The organism is Cupriavidus sp. IK-TO18 (genome assembly GCF_015549295.1).
Lineage (GTDB): Bacteria > Pseudomonadota > Gammaproteobacteria > Burkholderiales > Burkholderiaceae > Cupriavidus > Cupriavidus oxalaticus_A.
On sequence record NZ_JADGMP010000026.1, the window covers coordinates 72,170 to 95,860 of the forward strand.

The 23,691-nt window shown below is 67.2% G+C and carries 15 protein-coding genes and 2 tRNA genes; 12 read left to right on the top strand and 5 right to left on the bottom strand.

All coding sequences use genetic code 11. The annotated features are described in order from the left end of the window. Nucleotides 1-147: 147 nt before the first annotated feature. On the top strand, nt 148-2,733 hold the full coding sequence (locus IPF36_RS18880) for a PAS domain S-box protein (RefSeq protein ID WP_135704999.1): 2,586 nt from the start codon (nt 148-150) through the stop codon (nt 2,731-2,733). 148 nt (nt 2,734-2,881) lie between these two features. Beyond that, on the top strand, nt 2,882-3,514 hold the full coding sequence (locus tag IPF36_RS18885) for a response regulator transcription factor (protein WP_029047707.1): 633 nt from the start codon (nt 2,882-2,884) through the stop codon (nt 3,512-3,514). 72 nt (nt 3,515-3,586) lie between these two features. On the opposite strand, the gene IPF36_RS18890 is transcribed toward IPF36_RS18885, so the two are convergent. Beyond that, entirely contained in the window at nt 3,587-4,267 is a 681-nt protein-coding gene (locus IPF36_RS18890) for a hypothetical protein (protein WP_133097426.1), read from the bottom strand. Nucleotides 4,268-4,462: 195 nt separating this feature from the next. Here IPF36_RS18890 and folD point away from each other — a divergent pair, with 195 nt between their 5' ends. From folD to IPF36_RS18910, 4 genes are all read left to right on the top strand, one after another. Beyond that, entirely contained in the window at nt 4,463-5,314 is an 852-nt protein-coding gene (gene folD, locus IPF36_RS18895; RefSeq protein WP_133097427.1) for a bifunctional methylenetetrahydrofolate dehydrogenase/methenyltetrahydrofolate cyclohydrolase FolD, read from the top strand. A 120-nt stretch (nt 5,315-5,434) separates the two neighbouring features. After that, complete coding sequence (locus IPF36_RS18900; protein ID WP_195429541.1) at nt 5,435-7,528, top strand: M3 family metallopeptidase; 2,094 nt, start codon at nt 5,435-5,437, stop codon at nt 7,526-7,528. After that, nucleotides 7,525-8,355, top strand: coding sequence for an exodeoxyribonuclease III (gene xth / locus IPF36_RS18905; RefSeq protein WP_195429544.1), 831 nt, complete (start codon nt 7,525-7,527; stop codon nt 8,353-8,355). Before IPF36_RS18900 ends, xth begins: the two co-directional genes overlap by 4 nt. Nucleotides 8,356-8,565: 210 nt before the next feature. After that, nucleotides 8,566-10,374 carry a SulP family inorganic anion transporter gene (locus tag IPF36_RS18910; RefSeq protein WP_133097531.1) on the top strand — a complete coding sequence of 603 codons (1,809 nt, stop codon included), beginning with the start codon at nt 8,566-8,568 and terminating at the stop codon, nt 10,372-10,374. Between the two features lie 207 nt (nt 10,375-10,581). Here the strand turns inward: IPF36_RS18910 and IPF36_RS18915 are convergent, their stop codons facing one another. After that, a complete protein-coding gene (locus IPF36_RS18915) occupies nt 10,582-10,845 on the bottom strand; it encodes a DUF1488 domain-containing protein (protein ID WP_029047712.1) in 264 nt (87 codons plus the stop codon). A gap of 226 nt (nt 10,846-11,071) precedes the next feature. On the opposite strand from IPF36_RS18915, the gene IPF36_RS18920 reads away from it, so the two are divergent. Next, nucleotides 11,072-11,147: transfer RNA gene (locus IPF36_RS18920), tRNA-Lys, on the top strand. A gap of 128 nt (nt 11,148-11,275) precedes the next feature. Here IPF36_RS18920 and IPF36_RS18925 read toward each other — a convergent pair. Both IPF36_RS18925 and IPF36_RS18930 read right to left on the bottom strand, forming a co-directional pair. After that, the gene (locus tag IPF36_RS18925; protein WP_195429546.1) at nt 11,276-12,664 is read right to left on the bottom strand and encodes an 8-oxoguanine deaminase; all 1,389 of its coding nucleotides are present in this window, start codon (nt 12,662-12,664) and stop codon (nt 11,276-11,278) included. A 121-nt stretch (nt 12,665-12,785) separates the two neighbouring features. Further along, nucleotides 12,786-13,694, bottom strand: a complete 909-nt coding sequence (locus tag IPF36_RS18930) for a LysR substrate-binding domain-containing protein (protein WP_133097430.1) — start codon at nt 13,692-13,694, stop codon at nt 12,786-12,788. 138 nt (nt 13,695-13,832) lie between these two features. Here IPF36_RS18930 and IPF36_RS18935 point away from each other — a divergent pair. The 3 genes from IPF36_RS18935 to IPF36_RS18945 all read left to right on the top strand — a co-directional run bounded on the left by IPF36_RS18935 (nt 13,833) and on the right by IPF36_RS18945 (nt 15,993). Beyond that, nucleotides 13,833-13,908 (top strand) — tRNA-Lys (locus IPF36_RS18935). 385 nt (nt 13,909-14,293) lie between these two features. Then, a complete protein-coding gene (locus IPF36_RS18940) occupies nt 14,294-15,274 on the top strand; it encodes a tripartite tricarboxylate transporter substrate binding protein BugE (RefSeq protein ID WP_135704996.1) in 981 nt (326 codons plus the stop codon). A 320-nt stretch (nt 15,275-15,594) separates the two neighbouring features. After that, nucleotides 15,595-15,993, top strand: coding sequence for a hypothetical protein (locus IPF36_RS18945; protein WP_133097432.1), 399 nt, complete (start codon nt 15,595-15,597; stop codon nt 15,991-15,993). 63 nt (nt 15,994-16,056) lie between these two features. On the opposite strand, the gene IPF36_RS18950 is transcribed toward IPF36_RS18945, so the two are convergent. Further along, entirely contained in the window at nt 16,057-17,574 is a 1,518-nt protein-coding gene (locus tag IPF36_RS18950; protein ID WP_135704995.1) for an acetyl-CoA hydrolase/transferase family protein, read from the bottom strand. 410 nt (nt 17,575-17,984) lie between these two features. Between IPF36_RS18950 and IPF36_RS18955 the strand changes: the two genes are divergently transcribed. Further along, nucleotides 17,985-18,599, top strand: a complete 615-nt coding sequence (locus IPF36_RS18955) for a MarR family transcriptional regulator (protein ID WP_195429548.1) — start codon at nt 17,985-17,987, stop codon at nt 18,597-18,599. A gap of 206 nt (nt 18,600-18,805) precedes the next feature. After that, nucleotides 18,806-23,674 carry an NAD-glutamate dehydrogenase gene (locus IPF36_RS18960; protein ID WP_135704993.1) on the top strand — a complete coding sequence of 1,623 codons (4,869 nt, stop codon included), beginning with the start codon at nt 18,806-18,808 and terminating at the stop codon, nt 23,672-23,674. Nucleotides 23,675-23,691: the final 17 nt, after the last annotated feature.

The following is a 23,691-nucleotide window of genomic DNA, read 5'->3' on the forward strand; positions in this document are numbered from 1 at the left end:
GCACCAAGATCCACGCCACGACGCGCATGGCGCCAGCCGCAAGGGCGCCCGCGCGGACAGCGGCGGCCGGGATTTCATTGGCGCTTTCCCCAAGCGACGCACCGCAATAATCTCGGTACACTGAACGGTCAGCCGTCAATCCCTCCCATGCCGTTCCTCGATCGCTACCTCTCCCGCCTGCGTGCAGCCATGCTTTCTCCCGATGCTTCGGGCACAGCCAAGGCCGCCGGGGGCGACACCGGCCACAACCCGCCTCCGGCGACGGGGCTCGGTCCGATCGACACCCTCGACCCCGACGACGGCGCGCCGGTGGCGGCCCCGCGCGGCCTGTGGTGGCTGCGCTGGCGCAATCTCGTCGCCACCAGCTGGTTCATGTTCATCCCGCTGGTCGCGATCGTGCTGTTCACGGTGGCAATGGGCGTGATCCTGTGGTCGCTGCACGAGACCGAGCGCCAGCAGCAACGCGATGCGCTGTACCGCGACGCCGCCTGGGCGCAACAGCGCGTACGCCTGTCGCTGCTCAGCAACCAGGACCAGCTGGCCTCGCTGGCGCGCGACATCGCCGCCGCGCAACTGGAGCAAGGCGCCTACCGTACCGCCGCCCAGGAAATCCTGCGCGAGAACTCCGAGATCGTCTTTATCAACTGGCTCGACGCCACCAAGCGCGGCCGCTGGTCGCTGCCGTCGACGTCCGAGTTCGCGGTGCGCCTGCGCGAAAACCAGGACCAGCCGCTCGAGCCCGAAGTGCTGGACACCTTCGATGCCGCGCGCGAAACCCAGCGCGTGGTCTACTCGCGCCCGCTGGTCAACGACCGCGGCGACAGCTTCATGCTGATGCAAGTGCCGATCGTGCGCGACAACGAGTTCCTCGGCACGCTCGGCGCGCTGTACTCGATCAACGGCATCCTGACGCACCTGCTGCCGCCGGAGCTGACCGAGCGCTACCGCTTCTCGCTGATCGATAAGAACAACCAGACCCGCGCCAGCACCTCGCTGCGTCCAGTGCCCGGCAACGCGCTGTCGTATGAAGTGCTGCTGGATCCGCCCGGCCACTCGCTGTCGCTGCGCGCCGACGCCTACCCGCCGCCGTCGAACCTGCCCAACAACATGCTGCTGTGGCTGGTGGTGGGCCTGTCCTGCTTCCTGCTGTGGAGCCTGTGGAGCATGTGGCGCCATACCAGCCGCCGCTCCGAGGCGCAGCGCGCGCTGCTGGCCGAGACCTCGTTCCGGCGCGCGATGGAAAACTCGATGCTGATCGGCCTGCGCGCGCTCGATCTGAACGGCCGCATCACCTACGTCAACCCCGCCTTCTGCCGCATGACCGGATGGCAGGAGAACGACCTGGTCGGCCGCCTGCCGCCCTTCCCCTACTGGCCGCCGAACGACCAGCAGGAGATGCAGAAGCAGATCGACCTGACGCTGCAGGGCAAGTCGCCCGCCGGCGGCTATGAGATGCGCACGATGCGCCGCGACGGCAGCAGCTTCTACGCGCGCATGTATGTGTCGCCGCTGGTAGACAGCCGCGGCCGCCATACCGGCTGGATGAGTTCGATGACCGACATCACCGAGCCCAAGCGCGCGCGCGAGGAACTGGCCGCCGCGCATGACCGCTTCACCACAGTGCTGGAGAGCCTGGACGCCGCGGTGTCGGTGCTCGCCACCGACAAGGCCGAGCTGCTGTTCGCCAACCGCTATTACCGCCAGCTGTTCGGCTGGGAGGCCGAGGGCCACCTCAAGCTCGCCGGCGACGATCTCGACAAGGAACAGGTCTCGAGCGACAACACCGATTACGTCGACGCCTACGCCGGCCTGCCCGCTTCCGAGCTGATGCCCTATGCGTCGGACGCGCGCGAGGTGTTCGTGCCCGACATGCAGAAATGGTTCGAAGTGCGCCGCCGCTATATCCAGTGGGTGGACGGCCACCTGGCGCAGATGCAGATCGCCACCGACATCACCGTGCGCAAGGCCGCCGAGGAAATGGCGCGCCAGCATGAGGAACGCCTGCAGTTCACCAGCCGCCTGACCACCATGGGCGAGATGGCGTCGTCGCTGGCGCACGAGCTGAACCAGCCGCTGGCCGCCATCAACAACTACTGCATGGGCGCGGTGGCGCGGCTGCATTCGGGCCGCAGCACGCCGGAAGACCTGATCCCGGTGCTGGAGAAAACCTCCGCGCAGGCCGTGCGCGCGGGCACCATCATCAGCCGCATCCGCGGCTTCGTGAAGCGCAGCCAGCCGCAGCGCCGCGAAGCGGCGCTGCACGATATCGTCGCCGATGCCGTGGGCCTGGCCGACCTGGAGGCGACCCGCCGCCGCGTCACCATCCTGACCCGGCTGCCGGCGCCGCCGATGACCATCTATGTCGACCCGGTGCTGATCGAGCAGGTGCTGGTGAACCTGCTCAAGAACGCGGTCGAAGCCATGGCCGGCCTGCCGGCGCTGCGCGCCGGCGGCGTGGTGCGCCTGCACGCGCGCGTGGAGCCGGGCGAGTTCGGCGACAACGTCCATATCGATGTCATCGACCAGGGTCCGGGCGTCGACGAAGCGACCAAGGAACGGCTGTTCGAGCCCTTCTTCAGCACCAAGTCCGACGGCATGGGCATGGGGCTGAACATCTGCCGCTCGATCATCGAGTCGCACCAGGGCCGGCTGTGGGTGGAGAACAATGTCGACGGCATTGGCTGCACCTTCAAGATCATGCTGCCGCTGCATCCGGTGATGGCCGAACAATAATCCCCGCATTCGACCGCTGTCCGATTCGTTCCGGACGCCCCCGGCAGGCCGGCGCGGACTCCCTACGCATGTGGGGGATCCGTCTCGCCACAGAGGCCCCGGGGCGGTTACACTTCGCAGCAATGAATTGTTGTCCCGAGGAGACTACATGACCGCAACGCCAAACCCCACGCCCCACCGCGGCGAGACCGTGTTCATCGTCGACGACGATGAAGCCATGCGCGACTCGCTGACCTGGCTGCTGGAGGGCAATGGCTACCAGGTTCGCAGCTTTACCAGCGCCGAGCAGTTCCTCGCCGCCTACGACGCCAGCCAGGTGTCCTGCCTGATCCTCGACGTGCGCATGCCCGGCATGAGCGGCCCGGAACTGCAGGAGCGGATGATCGCCGAGAACATCAATATCCCGATCGTCTTTATCACCGGCCATGGCGACGTGCCGATGGCGGTATCGACCATGAAGCGCGGCGCCATCGATTTCATCGAGAAGCCGTTCGACGAATCCGAACTGCGCGCGCTGGTCGAGCGCATGCTGCAGAAGGCCCGCACCGACCACTCGGCCGCGCGCGAGCAGCGCGCCGCCAAGGACCTGCTGGGCAAGCTGACCACGCGCGAGCAGCAGGTGCTGGAGCGCATCGTGGCAGGCCGCCTGAACAAGCAGATCGCCGATGACCTGGGCATTTCCATCAAGACGGTGGAGGCGCACCGCGCCAACATCATGGAAAAGCTCAACGTCAACACGGTCGCCGACCTGCTGCGCCTGGCCCTGTCGCGCAACAGCTGACCTGCGGCGCCGGCTGGCCTCCTCAGGCCCTCCTGGCCAGCCTTTCCGGGCGCCACTGCCGGCGCCCCGGTCTCAATTCTTCAGGTAATCTTCGTCCCGGAACGTGACCACCCATTGTGGCCGGTAGACCACAAAGACGGCCACCAGCAGCCCGGTCAGGAACGCCTCGCCAAACGCCAGGATCAGCGTAGCCGCCAGCGTATCGGCCACGGTGAACGGCAGCCCCGGCGCCATCACGTGCCGCCACGCCGCCTGCGCGGCACTCGCGCCCAGCGCGGCCAGCCCCGCGGTGAAATAGCCGTGCCCCAGGATAAAGATGAACGGATGGCGCGGCAGCCAGCGCCGCATCAGCGCCTGCAGTCCGGCCGAAAGCAGCGCCGGCACCAGCGCCAGCCAGGTATAGCGCACCCATAGCGAAGGCCAGTCGAACAGCGCCCAGCTGTGGCCGGCCAGGTATTCAAGCCCGAACAGCGACACCAGGTCCACCACGAACAGCGACAGCAGCGCCAGCGGCAGCCCGAACAGCGTCACCATCAGCGTGGCGCCCAGCAACTGGATCACCAGCCCGCCGACCAGCGTGGCGCGCACCGTCCACAGCAGCGCCACCAGCACCATCGCCCCCAGCCAGGCGTGCTGCAGCGAATTGCGCCGCAGCAGGCGCCACGGCCGGCGGCTCAGCGCCCACAGCAGTCCGGCGAGGGACACGACAACGAGCAGCGGATCTGACAGCAGGGACGGGAGCGCGGTGTGCATGCGGCCGATGCTACCAGTCCCTTACCCCTACAACCCTTGCATCCGGTCAAGCTGCGCGCGCCAGCCCGCACTGACCCTTTATAATTCGCCTTTGATCCGCATGCCCGCATGACGGGCGCACGCCACTCGCGGCCGAAGCCATCTGCCGGATCCGCCCAAATTCGCACAAACCCGCCCAAACCGGTCTTTTCCTCCATGTCTGCCCAACTGATCGACGGCAACGCCCTTGCCAAACAAATCCGCTCCGAAGCCGCCCAGCGCGCCGCCAGCCTGACCGAGCGCGGTCACCGCCCCGGCCTCGCCGTGATCCTGGTCGGCGAGGACCCGGCCAGCCAGGTCTACGTGCGCAACAAGGTCAAGGCTTGCCAGGACAACGGCTTCCACTCCTCGCTGGACCGTTACCCGGCCGACCTGTCCGAGGCGGAATTGCTGGCCCGCATCGACGCGCTCAACCAGGACCCGAGCATCCACGGCATCCTGGTGCAGCTGCCGCTGCCCAAGCACATCGACAGCCACAAGGTGCTGGAAGCGATCGCCCCCGAAAAGGACGTCGACGGCTTCCACGTCGCCAACGCCGGGGCGCTGATGACCGGCGCCCCGCTGTTCCGCCCGTGCACACCGTATGGCTGCATGAAGATGCTGGATTCGATCCAGTACCCGCTGCGCGGCGCGCGTGCCGTGGTGGTCGGGGCCTCCAATATCGTCGGCAAGCCTATGGCGATGCTGCTGCTGCAGGCCGGTGCCACCGTCACCATCTGCAACAGCAAGACGCGCGATATCGGCGCCCATACCCGCGACGCTGACGTGATCGTCGCCGCGGTCGGCAAGCGCAACCTGATCACCGCCGACATGGTCAAGCCGGGCGCCGTCGTGATCGACGTGGGCATGAACCGCGACGACAACGGCAAGCTGTGCGGCGACGTGGACTTCGCGGGCGTGCGCGAGGTGGCCGGCTACGTCACGCCGGTGCCTGGCGGCGTCGGCCCGATGACCATCACCATGCTGCTGGTCAACACGCTGGAAGCCGCGGAACGCGCCGCGGGCTGAAGCGCGCGCGTTCGGCGTACATTCGACCTACAGTACGCCACACGGGGTGCTGGAAATGCCCGCACCCCGCCCCCATCTGCGGGGCATCGACCTTTGAGGCCAGCCAACCGAGAACACGCCATGGACCAAGCCGCACAAGCCACCCCGGTCAACAATCCGCTGCTGGACTTTTCCGACCTGCCCCGCTTCGCCGAGATCCGGCCCGAGCACATCAGCCCGGCGCTGGACGTGCTGCTCGAAAATGCGCAGCAGGCGGTCGCCCGCGCCGAGGATCCGGCCACGCCGGCCGACTGGGCCAACGCCGTGCAGGCGCTGGAAGCCGCCACCGAGCCGCTGGGCCGCGCCTGGGGCGTGGTCAGCCACCTGAGCGCGGTCGCCGACACGCCGGAACTGCGCAAGGCACACGCCGACAACCTGCCGCGCATGACCGAGTTCTGGTCGTCGCTCGGCCAGAGCCTGGCGCTGTATGAAAAGTACAAGGCGCTGGCCGCCAGCCCCGAGTTCGCCGGCATGAGCGCGGCCCGCCACCAGCTGATCGAGAACGAGCTGCGCGGCTTCCGCCTGGGCGGCGCCGAGCTGCCCGAAGACCGGAAACCGCGCTTCGCCGAGATCCAGGAGCAGCAGGCGCAGCTGTCCAAGGCCTTCTCCGACCATGTGCTGGACGCCACCAACACCTACGCGCTGATCGTCGAGGACGAGGCACGCCTGGCCGGCCTGCCCGACGATGCGCGGGAAGCCGCCCGCCACGCCGCTGAGAAAGACGGCAAGGCCGGCTGGAAATTCACGCTGCACTTCCCCTCGTACTTCCCGGTGCTGCAGTACGCCGACGACCGCGCGCTGCGCCAGACGTTGTACGAGGCCAATGTCACGCGCGCCTCGGAACTGGGCGCGCAATACGGCCTGGGCCAGGGCGAGTGGGACAACACCGCCAACATGCGCGACCAGCTGGCGCTGCGCCGCGAAGAAGCGCAGATGCTCGGCTACCAGTGCTACGGTGAAGTCTCGCTGGTACCTAAGATGGCCGAGTCGCCGGCCGAAGTGCTGAAGTTCCTCGACGAGCTGGCCATCAAGGCAAGGCCCTACGCCGAGAAGGACTGGGCCGAGCTGAAGGCCTTCGCCGCCGCCGAACTCGGCCTGTCCGACCTGCAGCCGTGGGACGTGGCCTATGCCTCGGAAAAGCTGCGCCAGCAGCGCTATGCGTTCTCCGAGCACGAGGTCAAGCAGTACTTCCCGGAACCCAAGGTGCTGGAAGGCCTGTTCGGCGTGGTGCAGAAGCTGTTCTCGGTGCGCATCGAGGCCGAGCCGGCGCAGACCTGGCACAAGGACGTGCGCTTCTTCCGCGTGACCACTGCGGACGGCACGCTGCTGGCCCAGTTCTACATCGACCTGTACGCGCGCGAAGGCAAGCGCGGCGGCGCCTGGATGGACGACGCGCGCGGCCGCAAGGTGCTGGAGCAAGGCGGCGTGCAGACGCCGGTTGCGTACCTGACCTGCAACTTTTCCGCGCCGGTGGGCAACAAGCCCGCGCTGTTCACGCACGACGAAGTGATCACGCTGTTCCATGAGTTCGGCCATGGCCTGCACCACATGCTGACGCAGGTGGGCGAGCTGGGCGTGTCCGGCATCAACGGCGTGGAATGGGATGCGGTGGAACTGCCGTCGCAGTTCATGGAAAACTTTTGCTGGGAATACGAAGTGCTGACCGGCATGACGCAGCACGTCGACACCGGCGCGCCGCTGCCGCGCGCATTGTTCGACCGCATGCTGGCCGCCAAGAACTTCCAGAACGGCATGATGACGCTGCGCCAGATCGTGTTCTCGTCGTTCGACATGCACCTGCATACGGACTTCGACCCGGCCGGCGCCGCCTCGGTGCTGGAGCTCTCGCGCCAGATCAATGATCGCGTGCACGTGGTGCCGCAGCATCCGCTGTCGCGCTGGCCGAACACCTTCAGCCATATCTTTGCCGGCGGCTACGCGGCGGGCTACTACAGCTACAAGTGGGCGGAGGTGCTGTCGGCCGACGTCTATGCGGCGTTCGAGGAAGCGGCACAGCTGTCGGGCACCGTGCTCGACAGCGAGACCGGCGCGCGCTACCAGCGCGAGATCCTGTCGGTGGGCGGCAGCCGCCCGGCGATGGAATCCTTCGTCGCCTTCCGCGGCCGCGCGCCGCAGATCGATGCGCTGCTGCGCCACGGCGGGATGGCGGCATGAGCGCGGTTGCACTACCCACCACCGGTCCGCTGCGGATCGCGAGCTGGAACGTCAATTCGCTGAAGGTGCGCCTGCCGCAGGTGCTGCAATGGCTGGCCGAGCAGGACCAGGCCGGCGCGCCGATCGACGCGCTGTGCCTGCAGGAACTGAAGCTGCCGGACGACAAGTACCCGCTGGCCGAACTGGAGAATGCGGGCTTCCACAGCATCTACACCGGCCAGAAAACGTACAACGGCGTGGCCATTCTCGCGCGCGACGCCAGCATGCCCGGGCCGGTCGACGTAGTGCGCAATATTCCCGGCTTCGAGGATGCGCAGCAGCGCGTGATCGCCGCCACCTACGGCGACCTGCGCCTGGTCTGCGCCTACTTCCCCAACGGCCAATCGCCCGAGTCGGAGAAGTTCACGTACAAGCTCAAGTGGCTGGAAGCGATGACGGCGTGGCTGCGCGACGAAATGCAGCGCCATCCGCGCCTGGCGCTGCTGGGCGACTTCAATATCGCGCCCGAAGACCGTGACGTGCACGATCCGGCCAAGTGGGTCGGCCAGAACCTCGTGTCGCCGCCGGAGCGCGCCGCCTTTGCCGCACTGGTGGAACTGGGCCTGGCCGATGCCTTCCGCAGGTTCGAGCAGCCGGAGAAAAGCTTCTCCTGGTGGGACTACCGCATGCTGGCGTTCCGCCGCAATGCCGGGCTGCGCATCGACCATATCCTGCTGTCGCCGGAGCTGGTCGAGCAATGCTCCGCCTGCGTGATCGACCGCGTGCCGCGCACCTGGGAACAGCCCTCGGATCACACTCCGGTGGTCGCCACGCTGCACTGCGGCTGAGGCCCGCCACGGGCTGCGGCCGCCACGGCATGCGCCGCCAGTCCACGCATTCACGCAAGCCCGGGCATGCCCGGCTCGCCCCGCGGCGGCCTGCCCGCTACACTGACGGCATGAACCCCGCATGAACCCCTGAACGCGGCAAGACCGCGGACAGGGGCGCCGAGGCCTGTTCCCATGTCCGTATCCACGCAAGGCTCATTCCTGCATCGCATGTTCCCGTGGCGCCAGCGCGTCGACCGCGCCACGCTGCGCGCCGACCTGGTCGCCGGCCTGCTCGGCGCGGTGCTGGTGCTGCCGCAGGGCGTGGCCTTCGCCACGCTGGCCGGACTGCCGCCGCAGTACGGCATCTACAGCGCGGTGGTGCCCTGCATCGTCGCGGCGCTGTTCGGTTCGAGCTGGCATGTGATGTCGGGGCCGACCAATGCCAATTCGCTGGCGTTGTTCGCCATGCTGAGCCCGCTCGCGTTCGCCGGCAGCCCCGCGTATATCGGGCTGGCGCTGGCGGTGACCATCGTGGTCGGCGTGATGCAGCTCGCGGTCGGCACGCTGCGGCTCGGTTCTCTCGCCAACTTTATCTCGCCGTCGGTGCTGCTCGGCTTTACCTGCGGCGCGGCGACGCTGATCGGGTTGTACGCGCTGAAGGATGTGTTCGGACTGCAGGTGCCGACCGGCACCAGTGCCTTCGGCGTGCTGCGCCACCTGGCCGAGCATGCCGAGACCATCAACTGGTCCGCAGCGGCAGTCGCCGCCGTGACGCTGGCGGTGACGCTGCTGTGCAAGCGGCTGTGGCGCAAGCTGCCGTTCATGCTGCTGGGGCTGCTCGCCGGCTATGGCGTGGCGCTGCTGCTGAACCAGGCCGGCGCCTTCGCCCAGCATGTGAACGTGGTCGGGCCGATCCCTTCGGCGCTGCCGCATTTCCATGTGCCCGACGTCGACTGGCGCAAGCTGCCCGACCTGCTCGGCATCGCCTCGGCGCTGACCATCGTCGCGCTGGGCCAGTCGATCTCGATCGCCAAGGCGGTGGCGCTGCGCTCCGGGCAGCATATCGACGCCAACCGCGAATTCATCGGCCAGGGCCTGTCCAATATCGCCGGCGGCTTTTTCTCCGGCTATATCTCGTGCGGCTCGCTCAACCGCTCGATGCCCAACTTTGAAGCCGGGGCGCGCACACCGCTGGCCAGCGTGTTCTCGGCGTTGTGGCTGGTGGCGCTGGTTGCGCTCAGCGCGCCGCTGCTGGCGCAGATCCCGATGGCGGCGATCGGCGCCATGCTGCTGCTGGTGGCGTGGGGACTGCTCGATCTCGCCCGGCTGCGGCGCATCTTCACGCTCAGCCGTACCGAGTTCGCGATTGCCATCGGCACCTTCGCCGCGACGCTGGTGATCCGGCTCGAAATGGCGGTGCTGCTCGGCACCGTGCTGTCGCTGGTGGCCTACCTGTACCGCACCTCGAGGCCTGCAGTGCGCAGCCTGGTGCCGGATGCCGACGACCCGGGCCGGCGCTTCACGCCGCTGGACGAACTGCACCGCCCGCAGCCGGAATGCCCGCAACTCAAATTGCTGCGCATGGAAGGCGCGATCTACTTCGGCGCCGTCCAGTACGTGACCGACCGCCTGCACTGGCTGCGTGAGGTCAATGCCGGCCAGACGCACTTGCTGGCGATGACCAAGAGCATGAATTTCATCGACCTGGCCGGCGCGGAAATGTGGGAAAACGAGCTGGCCGAGCGCCGCGCGATGGGCGGCGATCTCTACTTCCACCGCCCGCGCACGCAGGTGCTGCAGACGTGGGAGCAGACCGGCTTCAGCAACAAGCTGGGGCCGGACCATATTTTCCCGACCAAGCGGCAGGCGCTGCACACGATCATCGGCAAGCTGTCGCCCGAGATCTGCGCGCAGTGCCGCGCCAGGATCTTTGAAGAATGCGCGTCGCGGCCGGGGGCATCAGGGCACGACGCCGTCGATGCCGATGCGGCCAGCGCACCGCGGCCGCAGGCATGCGCCACCGCGGCGGCACGCTGACGCGTCGCGCACAAGATGCCGTCAGCAAGAAAAAGCCTGCCGAGGACAGCGTTAGACGACCGGAAATTGAAACAGCGGGGAAGACGTTGGTGCCTGCGCCGGCGTTGCGGGGCCGGGTACGCAAGGCCGGACGGCCCTACGCGGTGATGCCTGATGGTGGATGGGCGCCCGCGGCATGCCGACGGCTGGCCGGGGCATCCATCCTCATCAGATCGGCGCCACGTGGGCGCGCTTGACGACGATTGGCTGGGGCGCGCCCTGCTCGATTAGCACCACGGCGGCGCGTTCGATGGTTTCGCGTCCGGCACGGAATGCCTCTTCCAGCGACAGCACCTGGTCGGCGCTGAAGCCTTCCCACAGTGCTTCGCGTGTCACTACGCAAGTCACTTTCTCGCCATTGACGATCGCCTGGAAGAGCAAGCCTTCATTATTGATGTCGTAGCGTTCTTGCTCTTGGAATTTGATATCCATCGGTGCAGCCCTCCATATGCAAGTGGAGAAGAATCCTAACATGGCTCCGACCATATCGTGCGGATCCGCCTTGTGCGATTGCGCTCAATCCGATGACCGGCAAGGCTGGCGTTCGGTTCCGTTCACCTGATCGTCACTGGCATCGGCATGCGCGAAAGGCGTTGCACACGGTTGTTTGCAAACTGTTGACAGCGCCGGAAATCATGCTAGAATCTCGTTCTTCGTTGGGGCGTTAGCTCAGTTGGTAGAGCAGCGGACTCTTAATCCGTAGGTCGAGTGTTCGAGTCACTCACGCCCCACCAGCGAATACAGAAAGGCCGGAAGCAGCGATGCTTCCGGCCTTTTGCTTTTTCCGCTGCTGCTTTCCGTTCCGGGTTTTCTCGAAAATGCCGCAGGCAGTGCACGCCTGCGGCAGTTCACCTCCCCGCGCTCACGCGCCGACGCTGGCGCGCTCGAACAGCGTGTGCGCCAGTGCGCGATGCCGCGTCAGCACGTTGGGCAGGTCCGCCGTCAGCAGCACGCCGTCGCGCACCACTTCGCGCCCGTTGATCACGCTCGCCGCGACATTGGCCGGGGTGCAGAACACCAGCGACGCAACCAGGTCGTGGCCGCCGCCGGCGAAGCCCACCCCCGACATATCGAAGGCAACAAAGTCCGCCGACATGCCCGGCGCGAGCGCGCCGATATCGTCGCGGTTGAGCACGCGTGCGCCGCCCAGCGTGGCGATCTCCAGCGCCTCGCGCGCGCTCATCGCGGCCGGGCCGTAGCCGACACGCTGCAGCAGCATGGCCTGGCGCGCTTCACCCAGCATGTGCGCGCCGTCGTTCGACGCGCTGCCGTCGACACCCAGCCCGACCGGCACGCCCGCATCGCGCATCGCCCGCACCGGCGCGATGCCGGATGCCAGCCGCATGTTCGAGCACGGGCAATGCGCCACGCCGGTGCCGGTACGCGCGAACAGCGCAATGCCTTCGTCGTCGAGCTTCACGCAGTGCGCATGCCAGACATCGTGACCGACCCAGCCCAGGTCTTCGGCATACTGCGCCGGCGTCAGGCCGAATTTCTCGCGCGAGTATGCGATGTCGTTGTCATTCTCGGCCAGGTGGGTGTGCAGCGACACGCCATAGTGGCGCGCCATCACGGCCGACTCGCGCATCAGGTCGCGCGACACCGAGAACGGCGAGCAAGGCGCCAGCACCACGCGCAGCATCGCGTGGCGCGCGCTGTCGTGGTACTGCTCGACCAGCCGCTGGCTGTCGCGCAGGATCGCGGCTTCATCTTCGACCACCACGTCGGGCGGCAGGCCGCCCTTGCTGCGGCCCACGCTCATCGAGCCGCGCGCGGCGTGGAAGCGCATGCCCATCTCCTGCGCGGCGGCGATCGAATCGTCCAGGCGCGAGCCGTTGGGAAACAGGTAGAGGTGATCGCTGGTGGTGGTGCAGCCGGACAGCATCAGCTCGGCCATCGCGGTCCTGGTCGACACGGCAATCATTTCCGGCGTCAGGTGCGACCACAGCATGTACAGGTTGGTCAGCCACGAGAACAGCTCGGCATCCTGCGCGGCGGGCACGGCGCGCGTCAGGCTCTGGTACATGTGGTGGTGCGTGTTGACCAGGCCCGGTGTCACCACGCGGCCGCGCATATCGAGCACCTGCGCGCTGCCATCGTCGACCATGCGGCGGTATTGCGGCGGCAGCCCGGCGGTCGGACCGACCCATTGCACCGCCGGGCCTTCGGCGACCAGCGCGCCGTCGCGGATCTCGCGGCGCTGCGCGTCCATGGTGACGAGTACGTCGGCGTTCAGGGCAATCAGGGTCATGGCGGCATTCCTTAGGTTCTCGGGGACAGATGCCGCCAGTCTAAGGCGAAGGCGTGCTCGCGCCTAAGCATTGAATTCCGAGCACTGTGTCCACAAAAAGTGGACATCCACCCTACCCCGCCTAGCGGGCCTGGGCGAACAACGTGGCCAGTGCATCGCCGATGCGTTCGGCCATCAGCTCCGCGGCCGCGCTGAGGGTGCCGCGGGCACGCGCCACCAGCGTTAGCGTCTGCCCCTGCAGGTGGCGGTCGCGCAGCGGCACGTACACCAGCGCCTGCCGCGCGCGCTCTTCCATCACGTCGAGCGGGTTCAGCAGCGCCACGCCAGTGCCCAGCATGACCAGCTGGCGGATCAGCACGGTCGAGGTCGATTCCGCCACCGGCGAAACTTCGATGGCATTGCGCGAGAAGGCCGCGTCCAGCAGGGCGCGGATCGATAGCGACGGCGCCGGCAGGATCAGCGGATAGCCGACGCATTCGCTCAGCAGCACGGACGGCTGCGCCGCCAGCGCATGGCCCGGCGGCACCACCGCGCCGATCTGCCAGTCGCTGCTGGCCAGCGTGCGAAAGGCGGGCAGCTCCGGCAGATCGTAGCCAAGCCCGAGATCGGCATCGCCTTGCTCGACCGCCGCGACGATATCGGCAACCGGCAGGTCATTCACCCGCACCACGATGCCCGGATAGCGCTGGCGGAAGTCATGCACCAGCGACGGCATCAGCGAGCCGGCCAGTCCCGCGGTGACCGCCACGGTGACCTCGCCGCGGCGAGCGCCCTTGAATTCCTCGATACGTTCGCGCAGCGCGTCATGCTCGCGCAGCGTCTGGCGGACGTGGGCCAGCACCATCTCGCCCAGCGGCGTCAGGCGCAGCCGCTTGTTGATGCGCTCGAACAGCGGCGCGCCCAGCTCGGCTTCCAGGTCAAGGATCTGCCGGTTCACGGCCGTCGGCGCCACGTGCAGGTGCTCGGCCGCCTTGCGGATCGAACCGCGGCGGACAACCTCGTCGAGATAGCGCAGGACTCTGGCGTGCATGGGCTGGCCGTGTCAGGGTGTATCGGGGGGTGCCGAATTGTAGCGGCGGGCGCGAGCCCCGCGGCCGTCCCCTTCGCGGAAAATGGCGAAAGGGTATTGCGCAGTATCCGATACCTTGCTACAATCTTTTTCTTTGTTGGGGCGTTAGCTCAGTTGGTAGAGCAGCGGACTCTTAATCCGTAGGTCGAGTGTTCGAGTCACTCACGCCCCACCAGCGAATTCAGGAAAAGCCGGAAGCTTGCTTCCGGCTTTTTTCATTTCCGCCTTCGTTTCCGTTCTCATTCCCGCTCGCCCTTCCCTCGCTCCCCTCTCCTGCGCAAGCCGCTGCCAGGCAGCACGGCACGACCGCCGTTTTCTTGATACGCGGGTTGTCACCAATTCCTTTCCACGCGCTTTCCCGGTTGAATCGCTTCCGCGCACGTTGTGGAACTTGGTTCCGTATCGCGGAACCGCAACGCGCAGGCCGCTGCCGCACCCCGGCGCGGCCGGGTCAGCCGGCGCGGGAAGACTGACGGCGCGGGGCGCACGATGGTGGCGCCCGATAGAAACGCCTGCAGCCCGCCTGGCAAGCAATCAGTGAAAGAAGAACGGAGGCATCCTTGAAAGCAGTCAACAATGCAGGCGCAGCCGCCTGCCTCGCAGCCATCGGCCTGGCCTGTGCCGGCTTTGCCCAGGCGCAGTCCTACCCCACCAAGCCGATCCGCCTGATCGTCCCGTTCGCGGCCGGCGGCACCACCGATATCGTCGCGCGCGCGGTCTCCGACGGCCTGGGCCGCGAGCTGGGCCAGCCGGTGGTGGTGGAAAACCGCGGCGGCGGCGGTGGCGCGATCGGCGCCGACGCGCTGGCCAAGTCCGCGCCGGATGGCTACACCCTGGGCATCGCCACGGTCAGTACCATGGCGACCAACCCAGCCACCAATCCCAAGAATCCGTACGACCCGCTCAAGGATTTCGCGCCGATTACCAACCTGGTCAACGTGCCCAACGTGCTGACGGTGAACCCGAAGGTGCCGGCCAAGACGCTGAAGGAATTCGTCGCACTGCTGAAGGCCAACCCGGGCAAGTACAGCTACGCGTCCGCCGGCAAGGGCAGCATCTCGCATCTGGATGGCGAGCTGTTCAAGGACATCACCAAGACCGACATGGTCCATATCCCCTACCGCGGATCGGGCCCGGCGCTGAACGACACGCTGGCCGGCCAGGTCAACGCGCAGTTTGACAACCTGCCGTCGTCGATGCCGCATATCCAGGCCGGCAAGCTGCGTGCGCTGGCAGTGGCGGCACCCAAGCGCGTCGAGGGCCTGCCCGATGTGCCGACCTTTGCCGAAGCCGGCATGAAGGACATGAACAACATGGCCTGGTATGGCCTGGTCGCCCCGACCGGCACGCCCGCTGCCATCATCACGCGCGTGCACGATGCCGCGGTCAAGGCACTGCAGGACCCGAACGTCAAGCGCCGCCTGGCTGAAAGCGGCGCCTACACCGACGGCAACACCTCGGCCCAGTACGCCGCGCAGATCAAGCGCGAACTGGACCTGCGCAAGAAGATTGCGCATGACCAGAACATCACGCTGGAATAACCGGCCTTTGTGTCAAAGAGGACATCGAACGGCTGCCACATGGCAGCCGTTTTTTCGTCTGGACGCCACAAAACGTGCCGATTAAATCGCTCTCCAATGGGAAATTTCTGTTCTCGGAGCCGAATCTTGATCCTGGACAGGACGCAACCTCCGCCCAAGCGTTTCAATATCCATAGAAGAAACTTTCACTTTGCGGACACGCGCCAACTCGGTACATTAGCTGGGTGATCCGCCACACGGCCGGCCGCATGCCGGACCACGCTCGGCCCCAACCCGTCATCGCGCAGGCGCTGCGATGCCGATATCGCGAGGATAAAGAGATGCTGAAGAAGACCGTTTCGACCCTGATCGTTGCAGCATTCGCCGCTGTGGGTGCGACGCAGGTTTATGCGCAGAAGAACTACACCGAGGGCGGCGACCTCTACGGCGGCAGCCACACCAAGAAGCAGGCCAGCCCGAACCAGAACCCGGCGAAGTCGGGCAAGTTCGATCCCTACACCGATGGCGCCAAGCAGTCGACGCGCTCCGACCTGACCAACTCGGGCAAGAAGTTCGACCCGAACACCGACGGCGCCAAGGCCGGCAAGTACGATCCGTACACCGACGGTGCCAAGGCTGGCAAGCCCGATCCGTACACCGACGGTGCCAAGACCGGCAAGTACGATCCGTACACCGATGGCGCCAAGGCGCCCGCCAGCCAGGGCGACAAGGCACAATAAGCCCGCACTGCCCAGGCAAGACAGCCCGCTTCGGCGGGCTGTTTGCATTGTTGCGTACGCGTTTCAGGCAGCCAGCGCCTGCGCCGGCTGTGGGGGCTGCATCGTGCCGCGATCGCGGAAGCCGACGTGCCAGGACAGCGCCTCTTCCAGCAAGTGAGGCGTGTGGCCACCGTGGGCGCCGGCGCGGCGGAAATAATCGCCCAGCAATTCGCGGTATTGCGGGTCGGCGCAATTGGCGATGACGGTGTGCGCGCGCTCGCGCGGCGCCAGGCCGCGCAGGTCGGCCAGGCCATGCTCGGTGACGATGATGTCGACGTCGTGCTCGGTGTGGTCCACGTGCGCCACCATCGGCACGATGCTGGAGACATCGCCGCCCTTGGCCACCGACTTGGTCACGAACACCGACAGGTGCGCATTGCGCGCAAAGTCGCCGGAGCCACCGATGCCGTTCATCATGTGCGTGCCGCCCACGTGCGTGGAATTGACGTTGCCGTAGATGTCGCACTCCAGCGCGGTGTTGATGGTGATCAGCCCCAGCCGGCGCAGGATCTCTGGATGGTTGCTGATCTCCTGCGGGCGCAGCAGCAGCCGCGAGCGGTAGCGGTCCAGGTTCGACAGAAAGCGCTGGTAGACCTCGCGCGTCAGCGTCACCGACGATGCCGAGGCGAACGACAGCCGGCCCGCATCGAGCAACTCGATGGTGCTGTCCTGCAGCACCTCGGAATACATCTTCAGGTCGCGGAACGGCGAGTCGACCAGCCCGTGCAGCACGGCGTTGGCAATGGTGCCGATGCCGGCCTGCAGCGGCTGCAGCGACGGCGACAGCTTGCCCGCGCGCACTTCGCGCAGCAGGAAGTCATTGAGGTGGCCGGCGATGCTGCGCGTCTCGTCGTCCGGAGGCAGCGCATTGGAGGGGCTGTCGTCCTTGGCGGTGATGACGATGGCGGCAATCTTTGCCGGATCGATCGGGATATACGGCAGTCCGATGCGCTGTTCCGGCGCGATCAGCGGGATCGGCTGCCGGTACGGGCGGTGGACCGGGAAATAGATGTCGTGCAGCCCCTCCAGCTCCAGCGGCATGTTCATGTTGATTTCGACAATCACCTTGCGCGCCAGCATGGCAAAGCTGGCCGAATTGCCCACCGAGGTGCTGGGGATGATGCCGCCCTGCTCGGTGATCGCGACAGCCTCGACCACCGCCACGTCCACCGGCGCGATCTGGCCGGAACGCAGCTGCTCGACGGTTTCGGACAGGTGCTGGTCGATGAACATCACTTCGCCGGCGTTGATCTTGCGGCGCAGCGTGGCATCGGACTGGAACGGCAGCCGGCGCGCGATCACGTCGGCCTCGGCCAGCACGCGGTCGATGTCGTTGCCGAGCGAGGCGCCGGTCATCAGGGTAATGCGCAGTGGCTCGGTCGCCGCACGCCGCGCCAGCGCGAACGGGACTTCCTTGCAGTCGCCCGCGCGGGTGAAACCGCTCATGCCTACGGTCATGCCGTCGCGGATCAGCGCGGCGGCTTCGTCGGCCGAGACTACCTTGTCATGCAGCCTGGCCAGGCGAATGCGTTCCTTGTACATCCATATCTCCGGTCTGGCGGCGCAGGCCCTTGCCCATGCCGCTCGCCCCGCGCCTTGTTTGCCGAAGGCTGGCGTTGTGGGGTCTCCGGCTCGCAGTGTAGCCAGCCGCCCCCATTCCGGCTGTGATTTAAAGTCATGGGCAGCAGTCGCTTTCCTCATAGGCGGCGGCAGTGCCAGCGACCTTCGCTCCACTAACTGCAGCCAGAGTCTCAGGGCATACCCGCAATGTCACAAAAATGGCAAAAGTTTCTGGTACTGTCTCGCCCTATCGGTTGAAGGGGCCCGCCAGAGAGGTCCAGCAACCGTGCCGCCCGGGCCGGCCATGCTCGGCCCATCAACCCGTTGCACCAGCGTGACGGGTGCCTGCAGCATCGTAGTGGCGGCAAATTTAAAATCAGGAGACGCCATTCATGCAGCCCAGACCTCTCGAACCCAACGAGCCGGTCGTCCTTGCACTGGTCGACGCCGTCACCGCCTGGCAAGACGCCCTGGAACAGACCCTCTCCGCCTCTGGCCTGACTTACGCCAAATGGCTGTTGCTGCGCGCGATCAAGCGCGGCGACTTCGTACGCGGCGCCCCGTTGCCGGGCGCCATGCCGATCGACGTTCCGCAGTCCGAACTGCTGCTGCATGAACTGCGTCGCGACGGCTGGATCGAGCATGCCGAAGCCACCACGCCGTCCATCGCCGACACCGCCGCGAGCCGCCTCGAACGCGTTTCGCAGGCGCTCAGCGCGCTGCACAGCGTGTCGGTGGCACCGTTCAACCCCCAGGAGCGCGTGGCGCTGGGCAGCCTGCTGGAACGGATGAAGCTCCGGCTGAACGACCACACCATGCGCCAGATCCGGGTGGGCGGCGAAGCCGCTCGCCAGGACAGGCTGGCGAGTGCAGGCGGTACCGGCGCTACTGCCGGCGGGATTGCCCCGCAGGGCGGCGCGCCGGCGCCCTGCGCCTCCTGCACGGGACTGCCCCCGGTCGCGCATCGCCCGGCCTCTTGTCCCACCCTCGCCAGCGCGCGCTTCTGAGGCGCGTAGCCAGGCCGGTTGCCGCCCCTTCTGCAGGCGGGCCGGCCGCACTGTCCGGATCGTTCGCTTTCTTCGCGACTTTATCCCGCCAGGTGCGCTGATTTTTCCTAAAGTATGAGCATGCCCCGGCACATGCCCGACCGGGCGGCGAATTGCCGCGCGGGCCGCGCGAGCCGCGTCGTCTATCGATACCGCGAGGAGAGATCATGCCGCAGGAGAACGAAGACAAAGTCGCGCACCTGCTGGACGAACTGCTTGCCTTTGCGCGGGAGCGGCTGCCGGCGGCCACCTTCAGCGCCGCCGAGCCCTTCCTGCGGCACTACTACGACCAGGCTGACCTCGACGACCTGCTGCACTGCGAAGTCGCCGACCTGTATGGCGCCGTGATGGCGCACTGGCAGACCGCGCAGAAGTTCGTCCCCGGCAGCGCGCGCATCCGCATCTACAACCCCACGCTGGAAGAGCATGGCTGGCACTCCGACCATACCGTGGTCGAGATCGTCAACGACGACATGCCCTTCCTGGTCGACTCAGTGACCATGGAGATCAACCGGCAAGGATTGGCGTTGCATTCGGCCATCCACCCGGTGTTCCGCGTCTGGCGCAGCGCCGCCGGCGGGATCGAGCGCATCGCACTGGGCGGCGCCGGCGAGCCCGGCGACAATTCGCGCCTGGAATCCTTCATCCACTTCGAGGTCGACCGCAGCGGCGAGGCCGCGCGGCTGGAAGCGCTGCGCAGCGGCATCGCGCGCGTGCTGGGCGACGTGCGCGCCGCGGTCGAAGACTGGCCGGCGATGTGCGACATCACCCAGGCCACCATCGCCGCACTGGCGCAGGCGCCTGACGCCGCCTCCCCTGACAGCACCGAGGCCCGCGCCTTCCTGGAATGGATGATGGACGACCATTTCACCTTCCTCGGCCAGCGCGACTACCAGCTGGTGGCGCAGGAAGGGCGCTATTTCCTGCGCGGCGTACCGGGCTCGGGCGCGGGCATCCTGCGCGAGAGCCTGCGCGAGCCGGACGCCGATGACCTGACGCCACTGCCCGCCGCGGCCACCGCCATCATCGAAGGCCCCTCGCCGATCTTCGTCACCAAGGCCAACTCGCGCGCCAGCGTGCACCGGCCGGGCTATCTCGACTATATCGGTGTCAAGCTGCTGGATGCACAGGGCCAGCTATTTGGCGAGCGCCGCTTCGTGGGCCTGTACACCTCGACCGCGTACACGGCGCCGATCGCCGAGATCCCGCTGGTGCGGCGCAAGTGCGCCAATATCCTGGCGCGCGCCGGCTTCCTCACCAAGGGTCACCTGTACAAGTCGCTGGTCACGATCCTCGAGCAATATCCGCGCGACGAACTGTTCCAGGCGAGCGAAGACGAACTGTTCAGCATTACCACCGGCATCCTGCGGCTGCAGGAGCACCAGCGCACGCGGCTGTTCGTGCGGCGCGACCGTTTCGACCGCTTTGTCTCGTGCCTGGTGTTCGTGCCGCGCGACAAGTACAACACCGACCTGCGCCAGAAGATCCAGAAGCTTCTGACCGCGGCCTTCCACGGCACCAGTTGCGAATTCACGCCGCTGCTGTCGGAATCGCCGCTGGCACGCATCCAGCTGACCGTGCGCGGCGAGCCGGGCACGATGCCGCATGTCGATACCGCCGAACTGGAACAGCGCATCGTCCATGCCAGCCGCCGCTGGCAGGACGACCTTGCCGAAGCGCTGCACGAGAGCCACGGCGAAGAACAAGGCAACCGGCTGCTGCAGCGCTACGGCGGCTCGTTCCCCGCGGGCTACCGCGAAGACTACCCCGCCCGGACCGCGGTGCGCGACATCGAGCTGATGGAGCACGCGCTGCGCGCCCACCACAGCGCGCGCGGCATGGCCATGAACCTGTACCGGCCGATCGAGGCCGCGCCGGGCGCGTTCCGCTTCAAGGTCTACCGCGCCGGCGAGCCGATCGCGCTGTCGCACAGCCTGCCCATGCTCGAACACCTGGGCGTGCGGGTGGACGAAGAGCGCCCCTACTTGATCGAGCCCGACAGCGGCGCGCCGGTGTGGGTGCATGATTTCGGGCTGGAGATCGCCGACAGCGGCGGCGCGGCGGACTTCGATATCGCGCGCGTCAAGGCGCTGTTCGAAGACGCCTTTGCGCGCGCCTGGCATGGCGAGATCGAGAACGACGACCTCAACCGGCTGGTGCTGCGCGCCGAGATGGCCGCGCGCGACGTCACCATCCTGCGGGCCTATGCACGCTATTTGCGCCAGGTGGGCTCGACCTTCAGCGATGCCTATATCGAACGCGCGCTGACCGGCAATGCGGGCATCGCGGCGATGCTGGTCGCGCTGTTCATCGCGCGCTTCGACACCGTGAGCCAGGTGGCTGCCGATACCGCGCGCCAGGCACGCTGCGACAAGCTGCTGGCCGAGATCGAGGCCGCGCTCGACAAGGTGCCCAACCTCGACGAGGACCGCATCCTGCGGCTCTTCCTGGGCGTGATCCAGGCCACGGTGCGCACCAACTACTTCCACCGCAGCGACGACGGCCAGCCGCGTCCCTACGTGTCGTTCAAGTTCAACCCGGCGCTGGTGCCGGGGCTGCCCGAGCCGCGGCCGATGTTCGAGATCTGGGTCTATTCGCCGCGGGTCGAGGGTGTGCACCTGCGCGGCGGCCGCGTGGCGCGCGGCGGGCTGCGCTGGTCCGACCGCCGCGAAGACTTCCGCACCGAGGTGCTGGGGCTGATGAAGGCGCAGATGGTGAAGAACACGGTGATCGTGCCGGTAGGCTCCAAGGGCGGCTTCGTGGTCAAGCGCCCGCCGCCGCCGACCGACCGCGATGCCTTCCTGCAGGAAGGCATCGCCTGCTACCAGACTTTCCTGCGCGGGCTGCTGGACCTGACCGACAACCTTGTCGGCGGGCAGCTGGTGCCGCCGCCCGACGTGGTGCGGCACGACGACAACGATCCCTACCTGGTGGTGGCGGCCGACAAGGGCACCGCCACGTTCTCCGACTTCGCCAATGCGATTTCCGCCGAGTATGGCTTCTGGCTCGACGATGCCTTTGCCTCCGGCGGCTCGGTCGGTTACGACCACAAGAAGATGGGCATCACCGCGCGCGGAGCGTGGGAATCGGTCAAGCGGCATTTCCGCGAGATGGGCGTCGATATCCAGACCACCGACTTCACCGTCGCCGGCGTCGGCGACATGTCGGGCGACGTGTTCGGCAACGGCATGCTGCTGTCGCCGCATATCAAGCTGGTAGCCGCCTTCGACCACCGTCACATCTTCCTTGACCCCGACCCGGATCCCGCGCGCACGCTGGAGGAACGCACGCGGCTGTTCAGTCTGCCGCGCTCGAGCTGGGCCGACTACGACGCCACGCTGATCTCCGCCGGCGGCGGCATCTTCCCGCGCACCGCCAAGACCATCGCGCTGACGCCGCAGGTGCAGGCGGTGCTCGGCGTCACGGCCAGCGCGCTGTCGCCGGCCGAGCTGATCCACGCCATCCTGATGGCGCCGGTCGACCTGCTCTACAACGGCGGCATTGGCACTTACGTCAAGTCGAGCCAGGAAACGCATCTGCAGGCCGGCGACCGTACCAACGACGCGGTGCGCGTCAATGGCAATGAACTGCGCTGCAAGGTGGTCGGCGAAGGCGGCAACCTGGGTTTCACCCAGCTGGGCCGCATCGAGTTCGCGCGCAAGGGCGGCCGCATCAACACCGATGCCATCGACAACTCCGCCGGCGTGGACTGCTCCGACCATGAGGTCAATATCAAGATCCTGCTGGGCCTGGTGATGGCCGACGGCGAGATGACCGAGAAGCAGCGCAACAAGCTGCTCGCCGAGATGACCGACGAGGTCGGCCTGCTGGTGCTGCAGGACAACTACTACCAGACCCAGGCGCTGTCGGTGGCCGGGCGCCACGCCACGGCGCTGCTCGACGGCGAGGCGCGGCTGGTGCGCTGGCTGGAGCGCGCCGGCCGGCTGAACCGGGCGCTGGAATTCCTGCCTTCGGACGAAGAGATCGCCGAGCGCAAGCTGGCGGGCGAAGGGCTCACGTCGCCCGAGCGCGCGGTGCTGCTGGCCTACAGCAAGATGTGGCTGTACGACGCGCTGCTCGATTCCGACGTGCCCGAAGACCCGCTGGTCGGCGGCCTGCTGGCCGATTACTTCCCGGTGCCGCTGCGCCAGCGCCATGGCGATACCATGCATCGCCACCCGCTGCGGCGCGAGATCCTGTCGACGCACCTGACCAACATGCTGGTCAACCGCATCGGCGCTACCTTCGTGCACCGGATCATGGAAGAAACCGACGCGCGCCCCGCCGACATCGTGCGCGCCTGCCTGATTGCGCGCGACGTGTTCGGGCTGACCGCGCTGTGGCAGGAGATCGATGCGCTGGACAACCGCGTGCCCGATGCCGAGCAGGCACGCATGTTCGGCCAGGTGGCGGTGCTGCTGGAGCGGGCCTGCCTGTGGTTTATCCGCTATCTACGCAGCGGCGGCCAGGCCAGCGCCGAGCTGGCGCGCTTTACGCAGGCGGCGCAGTGGCTGGTGCCGCAGTTGCCCCAGCTGCTGCCGCCCGCCGATGCGGCGGCGCTGGCGGAGCATGCCAGGACCTTTTCCGATGCAGGTGTCGACGAGGCGCTCGCCTTGCGCGTTGCCGGCAGCGAGATCTCGGCGGCGGCGCTGGATATCGCCGAAGTGGCCAACGCGTGCGAGCGCAGCCTCGACCTGGTTGCGGGCGTGTATTTCGCGCTGGACAGCCACCTGAGCTTCAGCTGGCTGCGCGAGCGTGCGCTGGCGCTGCCTTCTGACACGCACTGGGACCTGCTGGCGCGCACCACCACGCTCGAAGACCTGGGCCGGCTCAAGCGTGCGCTGACGGTCAGCGTGCTGTCGCAGCAGGGAGAACTGGAATCGCCGGAAGCGATGATCGATGCCTGGCGTGCCAGCCGCCATGGCGCGCTGGAACGCTTTACGCGCATGCTGGCCGACCAGCGCGCATCGGGTGCGGCGGGACTGTCGATGCTGTCGGTCGCGGTGCGCGAGATCGGGATGCTCGAGCGCGGCTAGCGCGCCATGCGTGGCGC

Coding starts and splice junctions, on each gene's coding strand:
- IPF36_RS18880 (WP_135704999.1), top strand. CDS start 148: ATGCCGTTCCTCGATCGCTACCTCTCCCGCCTGCGTGCAGCCATGCTT.
- IPF36_RS18885 (WP_029047707.1), top strand. CDS start 2,882: ATGACCGCAACGCCAAACCCCACGCCCCACCGCGGCGAGACCGTGTTC.
- IPF36_RS18890 (WP_133097426.1), bottom strand. CDS start 4,267: ATGCACACCGCGCTCCCGTCCCTGCTGTCAGATCCGCTGCTCGTTGTC.
- folD (WP_133097427.1), top strand. CDS start 4,463: ATGTCTGCCCAACTGATCGACGGCAACGCCCTTGCCAAACAAATCCGC.
- IPF36_RS18900 (WP_195429541.1), top strand. CDS start 5,435: ATGGACCAAGCCGCACAAGCCACCCCGGTCAACAATCCGCTGCTGGAC.
- xth (WP_195429544.1), top strand. CDS start 7,525: ATGAGCGCGGTTGCACTACCCACCACCGGTCCGCTGCGGATCGCGAGC.
- IPF36_RS18910 (WP_133097531.1), top strand. CDS start 8,566: ATGTTCCCGTGGCGCCAGCGCGTCGACCGCGCCACGCTGCGCGCCGAC.
- IPF36_RS18915 (WP_029047712.1), bottom strand. CDS start 10,845: ATGGATATCAAATTCCAAGAGCAAGAACGCTACGACATCAATAATGAA.
- IPF36_RS18925 (WP_195429546.1), bottom strand. CDS start 12,664: ATGACCCTGATTGCCCTGAACGCCGACGTACTCGTCACCATGGACGCG.
- IPF36_RS18930 (WP_133097430.1), bottom strand. CDS start 13,694: ATGCACGCCAGAGTCCTGCGCTATCTCGACGAGGTTGTCCGCCGCGGT.
- IPF36_RS18945 (WP_133097432.1), top strand. CDS start 15,595: ATGCTGAAGAAGACCGTTTCGACCCTGATCGTTGCAGCATTCGCCGCT.
- IPF36_RS18950 (WP_135704995.1), bottom strand. CDS start 17,574: ATGTACAAGGAACGCATTCGCCTGGCCAGGCTGCATGACAAGGTAGTC.
- IPF36_RS18955 (WP_195429548.1), top strand. CDS start 17,985: ATGCAGCCCAGACCTCTCGAACCCAACGAGCCGGTCGTCCTTGCACTG.
- IPF36_RS18960 (WP_135704993.1), top strand. CDS start 18,806: ATGCCGCAGGAGAACGAAGACAAAGTCGCGCACCTGCTGGACGAACTG.